11 protein-coding genes are annotated in these 13,315 nt (G+C 62.8%); 7 read left to right on the top strand and 4 right to left on the bottom strand.

Annotated elements, in window-relative coordinates; all coding sequences use genetic code 11:
• Window positions 1–27 precede the first annotated feature (27 nt).
• From AC1Q8Q_RS18150 to AC1Q8Q_RS18135, 4 genes are all read right to left on the bottom strand, one after another.
• The gene (locus tag AC1Q8Q_RS18150; protein WP_492615322.1) at window positions 28–1,524 is read right to left on the bottom strand and encodes a helix-turn-helix transcriptional regulator; all 1,497 of its coding nucleotides are present in this window, start codon (window positions 1,522–1,524) and stop codon (window positions 28–30) included.
• 168 nt (window positions 1,525–1,692) lie between these two features.
• Entirely contained in the window at window positions 1,693–2,586 is an 894-nt protein-coding gene (locus AC1Q8Q_RS18145; protein WP_492615321.1) for a LysR family transcriptional regulator, read from the bottom strand.
• A 5-nt stretch (window positions 2,587–2,591) separates the two neighbouring features.
• Entirely contained in the window at window positions 2,592–4,796 is a 2,205-nt protein-coding gene (locus AC1Q8Q_RS18140; protein ID WP_492615320.1) for a xanthine dehydrogenase family protein molybdopterin-binding subunit, read from the bottom strand.
• Window positions 4,796–5,260: a (2Fe-2S)-binding protein gene (locus AC1Q8Q_RS18135; protein WP_168757996.1), complete on the bottom strand. Its 465-nt coding sequence runs from the start codon at window positions 5,258–5,260 to the stop codon at window positions 4,796–4,798. The genes AC1Q8Q_RS18140 and AC1Q8Q_RS18135 overlap by 1 nt, the downstream gene beginning before the upstream one ends.
• A 118-nt stretch (window positions 5,261–5,378) precedes the next feature.
• Here AC1Q8Q_RS18135 and AC1Q8Q_RS18130 point away from each other — a divergent pair, with 118 nt between their 5' ends.
• The 7 genes from AC1Q8Q_RS18130 to AC1Q8Q_RS18100 all read left to right on the top strand — a co-directional run bounded on the left by AC1Q8Q_RS18130 (window position 5,379) and on the right by AC1Q8Q_RS18100 (window position 13,305).
• Window positions 5,379–6,269: a LysR substrate-binding domain-containing protein gene (locus tag AC1Q8Q_RS18130; RefSeq protein WP_168757995.1), complete on the top strand. Its 891-nt coding sequence runs from the start codon at window positions 5,379–5,381 to the stop codon at window positions 6,267–6,269.
• Window positions 6,270–6,590: 321 nt separating this feature from the next.
• On the top strand, window positions 6,591–7,520 hold the full coding sequence (locus tag AC1Q8Q_RS18125; RefSeq protein ID WP_083348949.1) for an amidohydrolase family protein: 930 nt from the start codon (window positions 6,591–6,593) through the stop codon (window positions 7,518–7,520).
• Between the two features lie 4 nt (window positions 7,521–7,524).
• The gene (locus AC1Q8Q_RS18120) at window positions 7,525–8,430 is read left to right on the top strand and encodes an amidohydrolase family protein (protein ID WP_020800998.1); all 906 of its coding nucleotides are present in this window, start codon (window positions 7,525–7,527) and stop codon (window positions 8,428–8,430) included.
• Window positions 8,431–8,562: 132 nt separating this feature from the next.
• A complete protein-coding gene (locus tag AC1Q8Q_RS18115; protein WP_492615319.1) occupies window positions 8,563–9,948 on the top strand; it encodes a UbiD family decarboxylase in 1,386 nt (461 codons plus the stop codon).
• The gene (locus AC1Q8Q_RS18110; RefSeq protein WP_020800996.1) at window positions 9,945–10,574 is read left to right on the top strand and encodes a UbiX family flavin prenyltransferase; all 630 of its coding nucleotides are present in this window, start codon (window positions 9,945–9,947) and stop codon (window positions 10,572–10,574) included. The genes AC1Q8Q_RS18115 and AC1Q8Q_RS18110 overlap by 4 nt, the downstream gene beginning before the upstream one ends.
• 75 nt (window positions 10,575–10,649) lie before the next feature.
• Window positions 10,650–11,696 (top strand): CobW family GTP-binding protein, encoded by a 1,047-nt coding sequence (locus AC1Q8Q_RS18105; RefSeq protein ID WP_492615318.1) that lies wholly within the window; start codon window positions 10,650–10,652, stop codon window positions 11,694–11,696.
• A gap of 247 nt (window positions 11,697–11,943) precedes the next feature.
• Window positions 11,944–13,305 (top strand): nucleobase:cation symporter-2 family protein, encoded by a 1,362-nt coding sequence (locus AC1Q8Q_RS18100; protein ID WP_492615317.1) that lies wholly within the window; start codon window positions 11,944–11,946, stop codon window positions 13,303–13,305.
• Window positions 13,306–13,315 lie beyond the last annotated feature (10 nt).

Raw genomic sequence — 13,315 nt, 5'->3', positions numbered from 1 at the left:
CACCCCCTCGATTAGTGCATTTGCACCTTACCCTTGAGTCTTTGGACGCCATGCACTGGAAAACAGTCCGCGTTCGCGCGCCCAGACAATCGCCTCGCTGCGGCTGTGCACGTCTAACTTGGAATACACGGTCGCAACGTGGTTGCGCACGGTATTCGTCGCCAGTTTCAGGCGCGCAGCGATTTCCTTGTCCGCCAGGCCTGCACAGATCAGTTCCAGCACGTCGCGCTCCCGAGCTGTCAGGTCGGTAAACGACACGCTGGGCAACTGCGGTGCGTTGACGTTCTTCACGTTGGCGAGTTTTTCGATCAGCGTGCGACTGAACCAGGAGGCATCTTTCATCACCTCTTCAATGGCCGCCACCAATTCCAGCTCGGTGCGTTTGCGCTCGGTGATGTCCATCAACACCAACAGGTAGCAAGGGCTACCCTGGATGTTCACGGTGTCGGCGGAAACGGCGCAATCGATCAGTTCGTTGTCTTTCCTGCGCACACGCACGTCAACGCGGTCCAGGCTTGCGGTTTTCTCCAGGGTGGTAAAGAACCGCGTGCGTGCCCCTTTGTCATGGAAAACCTCGATCTCGGCGATGGTTTTACCGGACACCTCTTCGCTGGAGTACGCGAGGGTATCGAGGAACGCATCATTGACATCCATCACCACCTGGTCGCTGGCGCTGCACACCAAGGTTGGCACCGGCGTCAGGCGAAAGGCCTTGGCAAACCGCTCCTCGCTCTGGCGCAGGGCCACTTCGACCTTGCGCCGGGGCTCCATGTCGACGAAGGAAAACAGCATGCAGGCTTCGTCATGCAGCTCAAGGGGCTGCCCGGCGACGATCACCTGCTTGGTACCGCCTGCGGGCAACTGCAGTTCGGCCTGCATCTGGGGAATGGTGGTGCCGTCGCGCAAGCATTGTTTCGCCAGATCCCTGTTTTCAGCCTGTGCCAGCACATCCAGCTCGTAGGTCGACGTGCCGATCACCTGGTCACGGGCGTAACCGGTCATCTCGAGGAAACCCGGATTGACCTTAATATAACGCAAATCGCTGAGACGGCAAATCACCGCGGGCGCCGGGTTGGCGGCAAAGGTTTTTTCGAAACGTTGCTCGGCGCTCGCCCAGTCGGTGACATCGTCCATGATCAATACCAGCGATTCCGGCTCGCCACGGTTGTCGGCCAGCACCAGGCTGCGCACGCGATGGACCCACATGGTCTCTTCATCCGCCGCTGGCGTCACCTCTACCAGCACATCGCTGAAGGTCTCGCCGCGAGCCACGCGGTTGATCGGATAGCTGTGCGCCGGGACCGGATGGTTATTGCGATACCGCAATGCGAAGCGCTTGGCATATTCCTTGGCATTGGCCCCCAGATCGCCGATGCGCTCGACGCCGTGCATCGCCAGCGCGGCGTCATTGGCCCAGAGAATGCACTGATCGGGGTCGAGCAGAATAACCCCGTCGGTCAGCCCTGCGATGATCTGCTGCAACTGGCGGCGATTGGTTTCGGTGGTCAGGACGTCCTGGCTCATTGCGACTCCACAAGTTGGGTGACTCTGTGAAGTCTCCGACCGCCTGTTTTTCGGATAGTGCAAAGAACCTGTGGGAGCGGGCTTGCTCGCGAAGGCGGTGTGTCATTCAACAGATTCAGGGACTGATCCACCGCCTTCGTGAGCAAGCCCGCTCCCACAAGCTGTGCGTTAAGCAAGCCGGTCTTGCAGGACCAGCTCACGCAACGTATCGAGAAACAGCTTGAGTACCGGCGAATCGTCGTCCGCTCGGTAGGTAGCGTACAACGGCACCTCCGGCAACGCCGGGGTCAGGCGCCGGAACACCAGGCCTGCCGGCGCCAGCTGTTCGATGGAGGCCGGCAACAAGGCCACGCCGAAACCAGCGCGGACCAGGCTGAGCAAGGTTTGCACCTCGATCACTTGCTGGCGGATCTGCGGCGTGAATCCGGCCTGGATACAGCACTGGTAGAGAAAATCGGCAAACCGCGATTGCTTGAGCTCCAGCGCCACGAACGGCTCGGGCGCCAGGTCCGCGGGTGCCAGAAGCTGTTTTGCGGCCAGCGGGTGATCGACCGGCATGACCACCCGGATCGGCTCGTAGATCAGCAGTTCATTGCGCAACTGCGGATCGTCATAGCCGACCCGAAACACGCAGGCGTCGATGCGTTTTTCCTTGAGCGCCTTGACCTGCGCCGCCGGCGTCATCTCATGCAGGCGCCAGCTCACCTGCGGATAACGTTCGCGAAACAGGTGCAAGGCCCGAGGCAGCACACCGACCATTACCGAACTGATCATGCCGATTTCCAGCTCGCCCAACTGGCCGCGACCGGTTTGCCGTGTCAGGTCGAGCGCACGGTTGAGCTGTTCGAATACCAGCGGTGCCTGCTCCTTGAGCATTTGCCCGGCGGCGGTCAGCTCGACCCGGTGATGACTGCGCTCGAACAGCGGCGTCCCGAGTTCCTCCTCCAGCAGCCTAATCTGCTGGCTCAGCGGAGGCTGGCATATGTGCAAGCGGGTGGCGGCCCTGCCGAAATGCAGCTCTTCGGCCAGCGCCATGAAGTAGCGCAACAGACGCAAGTCCATGACAACTACCCCAGGTTCAAGGGGGTCGAACGCTGGCGCACGCCGGTCAGGCTGAACAGGGCATTGGCGATGGCCGGGGCCACCGATGGGCTGCCCAGCTCGCCTACACCACCGGGCTTGCCCGGATCACCTTCGACCAGCAGGATGTCCAGCTCCGGCATGTCCGACATGCGCGTTACCCGGTAATCGTGGAAGTTGCTCTGCACCACCCTGCCTTGCCTGATGTCCAGGCGATCGAACAACGCGTGCCCCAGGCCCCACATCAGGCCGCCGTAGATCTGTTCTTCGACGCCGCCGGGCGAAACGGCCAGACCGCAATCGACAACGCAGGTGAGCTTCTCGACCTTGACTACGCCATCCTGTTTCGACACCCGTGCAACCACCGCGATGAAACTGCTGTAGCCCTGGTTGGTGGCGATCCCCAACGCCGTCCCTTCAGGCAGGGGCTGGCCCCAACCGGCGCGCTCGGCAGCGCTTTTGAGCACCGCAACGTGCCGTGGCCGATCCTGCATGTTGGCCAGGCGCATGGCCAACGGGTCTTGCCCTGCGCCATGGGCCAGCTCATCCATGAAGCTCTCCACGGCGAACACGTTGGGGATGAAGCTCACCGAGCGATACCAGCCGCTGGGCACCCGGGTTTCGTGCCTGACCCATGCAAGGTCGAGGTTTGCCGGGCGATAGGCGAAATCCCACGCGGTGATGGCCTCGGTGGTGCTGTAGTCCATTTTATCGGGACGTTCGAAGTAGCCCGGTTCCCACTGCTCTGGCGAGGCGGGTGACACGGCCTCCAGCTGCAACGCCGTCAAGTGTCCCTGGGCGTCCAGCGCACCCTTGGCCCGATGGAGCGTGGCCGGGTGCATGAACAATGAACGCATTTCGTCTTCACGGCTGTTCATCAGTTTTACCGGCACCCTGGTTTGCTGCGCCAGGTACGCCACTTCGAACAACCAGTACTTGGCTTCGCGCGCGCCGAAACTGCCGCCGGACACCAACTCATGGATGGTGACCTTGTCCTGGACGATCTTGCACACCGTTTTCGCCGCTTCCAGGGCCGAGGAAGGCACCTGCACGCCGCCCCAATAGGTGATGGCGTTATCCTTGACCTGTGCGGTGATGCAAATCGGCTCGAGCGGATTCTGCACCTTGTAGGGCATGCGGTACTCGGCTTCGAACAGTTTCGCCGCGTTCGGCCATTGTCCGCTCACGTCCCCGGCAGCCATTGCACGGACCCGTTGTGCGCCCTCGTCTGCCAGCGCAGCTGCCTGGGCCTTGTGCAGCTCATCGCTGTCGAAACCGGCCAGCGGTGAGTCGCTCCATTGCACCTCGAGCAACGCGCGGCCCTGATGCGCGGCCCAGTAATGGTCCGCCAACACCGCCACGCCCTCGACGTTACCGCCGAGTACGTCGGGACGGCCCGGCACCTTGATCACCTTGCGCACGCCCGGCACCTGCAGCGCCGCCGTGCTGTCCACCGATACGACGCTCGCCCCGACCACGGGCGCGCGCTGAATCACCGCCACCAGCATGTCCGGCAGCACCACGTCGATACTGTAGGTGAAGCGCCCGCAGACCTTGGCCTGGGCGTCGCGCTTGTGCCGCAGCTTGCCGATGTACTTGAACTGCGCCGGGTCCTTGAGCGTGACCTTGGTCGGTGCCGGCAGATGCGCGGCAACCACGGCCAGTTCACCGTAACCAAGGCTGCGCTGGGTCGCCGCATGCACGACGCGCCCCTCCTCGGTGGTACAGGTGTCGGCGCTGACTTTCCACTGCCTGGAGGCGGCGGTGAGCAACAACGTGCGCGCCGTCGCCCCGGCCATGCGCAGGCGCTCGTACTCCAGCGACACGCTGGTACTGCCGCCGGTGGAGAAGACCTTCCAGATCGGGTGAATGTAGGTTTCGAAGAACGGATTTTCCGGCGAGATCACCTGCACAGACATCGGGTTGACGTCCAGCTCCTCGGCTACGCACGCGGCCAGCGCGGTGTGCGTGCCGGTGCCGGAATCGTGCTTGTGCACCACCAGTTTCACCGTGCCGTCGGGCAGGATGCGCACCCAGGCATTGGGTTCGAAGTCACTGGCCGGCGTCGGGGCCTTGGGGTCTGTCGCAGACAGGCCGCAGGGCAGGTAAAACGCGATGGCCAGGCCGCTGGCAGCGGTCGCGGTTTGCTTGAGAAACGTACGTCGCGAGAGATCCATCCGTGAAATCGACATCACGCCTCCTTCGGCGCGTTGGCCGCGCGTTTGATCGCCTTGTTGATCCGCCCGTAGGTGCCGCAGCGGCACAGGTTGCCGGACATGGCATTGCGGATCGAGTCGTCGCTCACTTCTGCACCGGTGCTGAGCAACGCGGCGGCGGACATGATCTGACCGGATTGACAGTAACCGCATTGCGGCACATCTTCGGCAACCCAGGCCAGTTGCAGCGGATGCTGCCCAGTGGGCGACAGGCCTTCGATGGTGGTGATCCGATGCCCCGCCACGGCGGCCACCGGCAATTGGCAGGACCGCACCGCGACACCGTCCAGATGCACAGTGCAGGCGCCGCACAGGCCCATGCCGCAACCGAACTTGGTGCCGGTGAGTTTCAAATGGTCGCGCAGCACCCATAACAAGGGCATGGAGGGGGACGTCTCTACCAGCTCGCGTCGTTCGCCGTTTACCGTGAATTCGATCATTGTCAGGCTCCAAGAGAGCGGCCCGTCTTTGTGCAGGCCTGATGCTCGATTATTGGAAGCCTGGTGAAAATCGGGCCAGCGACGATTTCTGCCATCCTGTGTAAGTAGGACTAACAGCATGTACAAGCGATACCCGTCGGTGCAGTCCATGAGTGCCTTCATCCAGGCCGCCCGCAGCGGCAGTTTCTCCAGCGCCGCGCGCAAACTGGACCTGACCCACAGCGCCATCAGCCAGCAGATCCGTGCCCTGGAAGACTTCATCGGTCAGCCGCTGTTCGTGCGCGAAGGGGGTGGCAGCAACCTGACCGACGCCGGGCAGTTGTTTGCCAGCGTGTTGTCGGACGGCCTGGCGCAAATCGACCGGGCGCTGTCTTCGGTGAAGAACCGCAGTGTGGCGCAGAGGCTGACGATCGACGTAGACAGCGAACTGGCCCAGAGCTGGCTCAATCCGCGCTTGCCACAGTTGTTGGACCTGTTGCCCGAGCATGAGGTGGTGTTGTTGTCGATGCCGCGCTCGGACCGCAGCACGTTTGAACGCGTGGACCTGGCCCTGCGCTACGGCTATGGCGATTGGGACGACTGCGAGATGACGCAGATTTGCGGGGATCGGGTGATGGCGGTGGCGTCGCCCCGATTGCTTGAGCGGCACGGTTTGCAGTTACCGCTGAGCCCGGCGCAGATCCTCGAACTGCCGTTGCTGGGGTATACGCGACGGTCGTGGATTCCTTGGCTGGATGCGGCGGGAATGCCTCCCGTCGAGCCTGCGGCAAGGGTGGTGTTCGATAACGCGGCCAATCTGATTGCGGCGGCCGAGGCCGGTGTTGGCGCGGGACTGGTGCGCGGTTTGCTGGCGGCAGATGCGTTGCGTAGCGGTCGGCTGGTGATGTTGAACGAGGCGCAGATTGCGGCGCATTACAACCTGTATGCGGTGTGGCCGCCGGGCCAGGCCGAGCGAGTGGCGCCGGTGGTCGAGGCGGTCAAGCAGTTGGCTTTGCGTACACAACACTGACGCCTTCGCGAGCAGGCTCGCTCCCACAGTTGACTGCATTGGAATGCAGTTGAAGGTGGGAGCGAGCCTGCTCGCGAAGAGGCCGGAAAAGCCCACCACTCATGCTCCATATCGAACGCATATCAAACCCCTACCCAATTAATATTGTACGAACCTCTCCCCCCCTTCCAATACTCCTCCCCAAGCAGCCAGCGTCCCGAGCCGGATGCGACCAGGCGAGGGAATGCGTGAGTCTTTGCGCATAGAAATGGCCGATTGCCCGGACGTGGCTGCTAGCGAACCGCAAGGGTTCCTTTCCCCGCTATCAGGAGATCGACTTCAATGATCATCGATATCAGTTGCTATCCCACCGATCTGGTGGACCTCGCCTGGAGGCATGACGGTGACCCGTTCACCGGCGAGCGTCTGCTGCAGATGATGGATGGCCCGTACATGGTCAACGGCAAACCTCGCCGCATCGACAAAGCCTTCATCCAGCCCCCGCAGGGCAACACCATCTACACCTGGACCGACGGTGAACTCAGCGGGCGCGAATCCATCGACGCCTACATGGCCTACACGCTGAAAATGGTCCAGGCCTACCCGGATCGCTTCATCGGTTGCTTCGTCTACAACCCGCGCTGCGGCGTGGAAAACGGCGTCGAGGCCATCGAGCGCTACGTCAAGGAACACGGCTTCAAGATGGTCCAGATGCAGGCCAACATGCACGCCTACCGTCCTGACCGCGCCCTGGACTGGGTGCGCCCGGCCTTCGAGAAGTGCGCCGAACTGGGCATCCCGGTCAAGCTGCACACCGGCGATGGGCCGTACAGCATCCCGTCGGAATGGGTGCCGATGATCAAGGAGTTTCCCAACGTCGATTTCATCATGGCTCACTTCGGCGTGCAGACCGGCGGCGTCTACGTGTTCGAACCGATGCAATGGGCGATGGAGTTGCCCAACGTCTACTGCGAATCGGGTTGGTGCCTGCAATCGCGGATCGTCGAGTTCGCCAAGGTCTTGCCCACCCACAAGATTCTCTTCGGTACCGATACGCCGCCGAACGAACCGGGCATGTGGCTGCGCCTGCTGGAAGTGCTGTGCCATGAACCGCCGCAAGGCCTGAACCTCGACGAAGACACCCTTGAAGAGTACCTGGGCAACAACACCGCACGGATGATCGGCCTCGAACCCACGCCGCCACCCCGTTCCGTTTCCGAAGCAGAGGCGCAACTCAAGCGTCCCGTCACCACGCAACTGGCCAGGAGCTGAACCGATGATCATCGATACCCATCTGCACCCCACCAACCTGGTCGACGAGGCCTGGCGCCACACCGGCGAACCCTTCACCGGCGAGCGCATGCTCAAGCTGATGGACGGCCCGTACATGATCAACGGCAAGCCGCGCCGCATCGACATGGGTTTCATCCAGCCACCGCCGGGCAACACCGGTTACCGCGACGGCAACCGCCGTGGCCGTGAGGGTGTGCGGGACTACATGTCCTACGTCGCCGAACTGTGCGTGAAATACCCCGACCGTTTCATCGGCAATTTCAACTTCAACCCGCGCTGGGGGCCGGAAAACGGTGCGGCGGAGCTGGAGTTCCACATCAAGGAATACGGTTTCAAGATGCTCAAGCTGCACGCCAACATGCACGGTTATCGCCCCGACCGGGCGCTGGACTGGCTGCGTCCGGCAATGAAGGTGTGTGCCAAGTACAACATCGTGGTGCTGATCCACACGGGCGACGGCCCGTACACCATTCCAACCATGTTCTACCCGATCATCCGTGAGTTCCCGATGGTCAATTTCATCATCGGCCACTTCGGTATCCAGACCGGCGGCAACTACTCGTTCGAAGCGTTCTGGATGGCCATGGACACGCCGAACGTGTTCTGCGAATCGGGCTGGTGCTTCCAGTCACGGATTGTCGAGTTCGCCAAGGACCTGCCACGCAACAAGATCGTGTTCGGCACCGACTCGCCGCCGAACGAGCCGGGCATGTGGCTGCGCGAGCTTGAGGTGCTGTGCTCGCCCGCACCACAAGGCCTGGGCATCGACGAGGACCACCTTGAGGATTACCTGGGCAACAACATCGCCCGGTTGTGCGGCATCGAACCGACGCCGCCACCCAAGGACCTGGCCGAGGCGGACATTCGCCTGACCACGACGTACCCGTAGTACCCCATGTGGGAGCGAGCCTGCTCGCGAAAGCGGAGTGTCAGGCGGTACGGATGTCGCCTGACACGGCCTCTTCGCGAGCAGGCTCGCTCCCACAGGGACCTCGCTGTCCCTTTTTCACGAGGTGAAACCATGACCCTCTCGACGCTCGGCGATACCCAGGATTTTCATGTTTTTCTAGACGCCTATCGCCGGCAATACCCGGACGATGTGCTGACGGTCCGGCAATCCCTTTCAGCCGACCAGGACGTCACCGCCCTGGTCGATGCCCTGGCCAACCAGGGCCACGACCCGCTGCTGATCTGCGAAAAAGTCGGCACCTTCGGCGTGCCAGTGGCCACCAACCTGTTTGCCTCCCGTACCCGTATCGCACGAATGTTCGGCGTTGCCCCGGCGCAACTGCACGAGACGTTCCAGCAACGCGCCAACAACCCCATCGCCCCGCGCTACGTGGAAAGCGGCCCGGTGCTGGACGAGATCTACGAAGGCGAAGCCGTGGACCTGGCGCTGTTGCCGATGCTCAAGCATTTCGCCAGTGATCGCGGCCCCTACATCACCAACGCGATCATCATTGCCGAGGACCCGGTCAGCGGCATCGCCAACATGAGCTACCACCGCTCGATGCGCCACGCCCGGCAAACCCTCGCCACCAGCCTGCACTCACGGGGTCACCTGTGGCGCATGCTGCAAACCGCCCGCGAGCGTGGCGAAGAATTGCGCGTGGCCATGGTGGTCGGCGCGCACCCTTTGTTCATGCTCGCGGCGGCCGCACGCTTGCCGTTCGGCAGCGATGAGCGCGCCGTGGCGGGCGGATTGTTCGGCGCGCCGCTGGAGCTGGTGAAGACCCCGCGCTACGGGATCGGCGTCCCGGCCTGCGCGGAGTTTGTCCTCGAAGGCGCGATCGATCCAACGGCCTATGCCGAAGAAGGTCCGTTCGGTGAATTCAGCGGCTACTCCTCGGATCGCTCGACCAACAATGTACTGCGGGTCGATACCCTGATGCGGCGCAAGGACGCCTGGCTGGTGGACGTGGTCGGCGGTCGCTACGCCGAACACCTGACCCTGGCGCGACTGCCCCGGGAAGCGGAGATGAGCGAAAAGCTCAAGGCACGCTTCCCCGCCGTCACCGCCGTGCACTACCCGAATTCGGGCACCCATTTTCATTGCTACGTCGCGCTGGAGCAAAGCCGCGACGGCGAAGCGCGACAGATCATGCTGGCCCTGCTCGGCTGGGACCCGTACCTGAAGACCGTGATCGCGGTGGACAGCGACATCGATATCAGCGACGACAGTCAAGTGCTGTGGGCGCTGGCCACGCACTTCCAGCCGCACCAGGACATCTTCGTCATCGATGGCTTGCCTGGCAGCCCGCTGGACCCGTCATCGTCCGTCAACGGCACTACCTCGCGAATGGGCCTGGACGCTACCCGCGGCTCAGGCTTCGACGGGATCAAGGCGCAACTTGAACGGGATGCGGTCGACCGCGCCCGCCAACTGCTCGCTGGCCTGCAATCATGAACCGCCAGCGCATGGTGGTCGGCATCAGCGGTGCGTCGGGTTTTATCTACGGCGTACGCCTGCTGCAATTGCTCGCCGAACTGGACATTGAAAGCCACCTGGTCATCAGCCGCGCCGCGCTGCTGACCATGGCCCACGAAACCGATTACAAACTGGCCGACGTCACGGCGCTGGCCAGCCATTACCACCGCGCCGATGACGTAGCGGCCGGTATCGCCAGCGGTTCGTTCCGCTGCCTGGGCATGGTGGTCGCGCCCTGTTCCATGCGCACCCTGGCGGAAATCGCCACCGGCACCTCTTCAGGGCTGATCGGGCGGGCCGCCGACGTCACGCTCAAGGAACGCCGCACGCTGGTACTGATGGCCCGGGAAACCCCGCTGACCCTCGCCCACCTGCGCAACATGACGGCTGTCACGGAGATGGGCGGAATCATCGCGCCGCCCGTTCCGGCCTTCTACGCCCGCCCGCAAGACCTGGCACAGATGGTCGACCACAGCCTCGGTCGCGTCCTCGACCTGTTCGGCCTCGATGCCGGCACGGCAACGCGCTGGCGAGAACCCACAACCCCCTGTGGGAGCGAGCCTGCTCGCGAAAGGGGTGAATCAGCCGCCAACTTCGCTGATTGACACGCCGCATTCGCGAGCAGGCTCGCTCCCACAGTTGATAGCACTCAGACCCTTCAGTTATTCAAGGAGCCTCACATGAACACCCCCTTCAACGCCCCAACCCCCAACACCAAAATCCCGGTGACCATCCTCACCGGCTTCCTCGGCGCCGGCAAAACCACCCTGCTCAACTACATCCTCAAGGAGAACCACGGCCGCAAGATCGCCGTGATCGAGAACGAGTTCGGTGAGGTCGGCATCGACGGCGACCTGGTGCTCAGTTCCGAAACCGAAGAAATCTACGAGATGGTCAACGGCTGCGTGTGCTGCACCGCCGAGGTTCGCGAAGACCTGGTGCGCATCGTCCGTGAACTGGTAGCGCGCCCGGTGCGCCTCGATCACATCCTGATCGAGACCAGCGGCCTGGCCGATCCCTACCCGGTGGCCCAGAGCTTTTTCATCAATGACCCGATCGCCAATGAGGTGGAACTCGACGCCATTGTCACGATGGTCGATGCCAGGCACATAGCCCAGCACCTGGAAGACCTGCAACTCGATGGTGTGGACAACCAGGCCGTGGACCAGATCGTCTGTGCCGACCGCATCGTGATCAACAAGGTCGATCTGGTCAGCGAGGATGAAGTGGCATCCCTGAGCGGCAAGATTCGGGGCCTCAATGCTACGGCGGACCTGATGACCTCCAGCTACGCCGAAATCGACCTGTCGAAAATCCTTGGCATCGGCGCCTTCGAGTCCACGCAGAAACTCATGGAAATCGGTGCCGAGCACGATGACCACGCCGATGACCATCACCACGATCATGACGATCTCGACCATGACCATGATCCGAGCGTGTCGTCGGTGGGCATCACCGTGGACGGGGCGGTCAACCTGGGCGACTTCCATCGCTGGATCACACAGTTGCGCAACGAGCAGGCCGACAACCTGTATCGCATGAAGGGCGTACTGGCGGTGGCTGATCAGGACCAACGCTACGTGCTGCAAGGGGTGCACAGCCTCGTCGAGTTCCGTGCCTCCACCGCATGGGGCGCCGAACCGCGCTCCAGCAAGATTGTGTTCATCGGCCGCGACCTGGACCGCGCGGCCCTGAACCAGGGCTTTGCCGCCTGCCTGGCAGGCTGAAAAAAGGCATCGGAGCCGGTGGATGGCGGTTCCGGGCACATGAATGACTGGTGCCCATTTTTCAGAACGACCCAAACCCTGTAGGAGCTGGCTTGCCAGCGATGACGGCTTAACAGTCACCCGATTTGTCGACTGACAATCCGCTATCGCTGGCAAGCCAGCTCCTACAAGGAATTAGGTGCCGTTGAACGGACATCAGAACGAATACCCCTCTGTACCGAATAACAACAGCTAGAGGTGATTCCCCATGTCGTCAGCCAATACCCCCGCAACACCCACCATCCACCCCGTCGACCGGGTTCTGCCGGTGCGGCAAATGCTCACCCTCGGCCTGCAACACATGGCCGTCTCGTACATCGGCGCCATCGCCGTGCCGTTGATTGTCGCCAGCGCCCTGAAAATGTCCCAGGCCGACACGGTGGTGCTGATCAGCACCACGCTGTTCTGCTCGGGCATCGCCACCCTGCTGCAAACCGTCGGTTTCTGGAAATTCGGCGTGCGCCTGCCCATTCTCCAGGGCGTGGCGTTCAGCAGCGTCGGGCCGGTGATCGCCATCGGCACCAACCCGGATGTCGGGTTCACCGGGGTCTGCGGAGCGGTGATCGGCGCGGGGATTTTCACCATGCTGATCGCACCGTTCGTGGGTCGACTACGGCGCTTTTTTCCACCGGTGGTCACCGGTTGCATCGTCACCGTAATCGGCCTGCAGCTGTTTCCGATCGCCTATGAGTGGGTTGGTGGCGGGCGGCATGCCACCGACTTCGGGGCGCCGGCGTACCTGGCCGTCGCGGCGGTGGTGTTGCTCAGCATCCTGCTGGTCAACCGCTACGGCAGCCCGATGCTGCGCAACATGGCGGTACTGGTGGGCATGCTGGTGGGCGCGGCGCTGGCCTACGGGCTGGGCATGGGCAGTTTTCACAGCGTGCAGGAGTCGCCGTGGCTCACCGTGCCCTACCCGTTTTACTTCGGCCTGCCGACCTTCAGCCTGATCCCCATCGCCACCATGGTGGTAGTGATGATCGTGCAGATGGTCGAATCGATGGGGCTGTTCGTGGCCATCGGCGACATCGTCGATAAACCGGTGGAAGAAAAACAGGTGATCAACGGCCTGCGCGCCAACGGCCTGGCGAGCACCATCGCCGGGATGTTCGCGGCGTTCCCATTCATTGCCTTCATGGAAAACGTCGGGCTGGTGATCCTCACCGGTGTGCGCAGTCGCTGGGTGGTCGCCATCAGCGGCCTGCTGATGTGCTCGGTGGCGCTGGTGCCCAAGGCCGGGGCGATCATCGCCTCGATGCCGACTGCGGCGCTGGGCGGTGCCGGGATCGCCATGTTCGGCGTGGTCGCGGCAGCAGGGATCCAGACCCTGGCCAAGGTCGACTACGAGCGTAATCGCTACAACGTGCTGATCGTCGGCTTCACCCTCGCCGCCGCCCTCGTGCCGGTGCTGGCCCCGGCCCTGTTCAAGCAATTGCCCGAGTGGTCGCAGCCTTTCCTGCACAGCAGCGTGGTGATCGCCTGCCTGGTGTCGGTGTTGCTCAACGCCACCCTCAACGGCGTCAGCGTGCCTGACGCCGCCGCCAGCAAATCCGCCACCCACAGCCTCTGACTGGAGCCGA

Source organism: Pseudomonas sp. GW823-FHT06B06 (genome assembly GCF_058795195.1).
The sequence above is the reverse complement of the archived record's forward strand: the minus strand, read 5'-3'. Positions and strand labels throughout refer to the sequence as shown.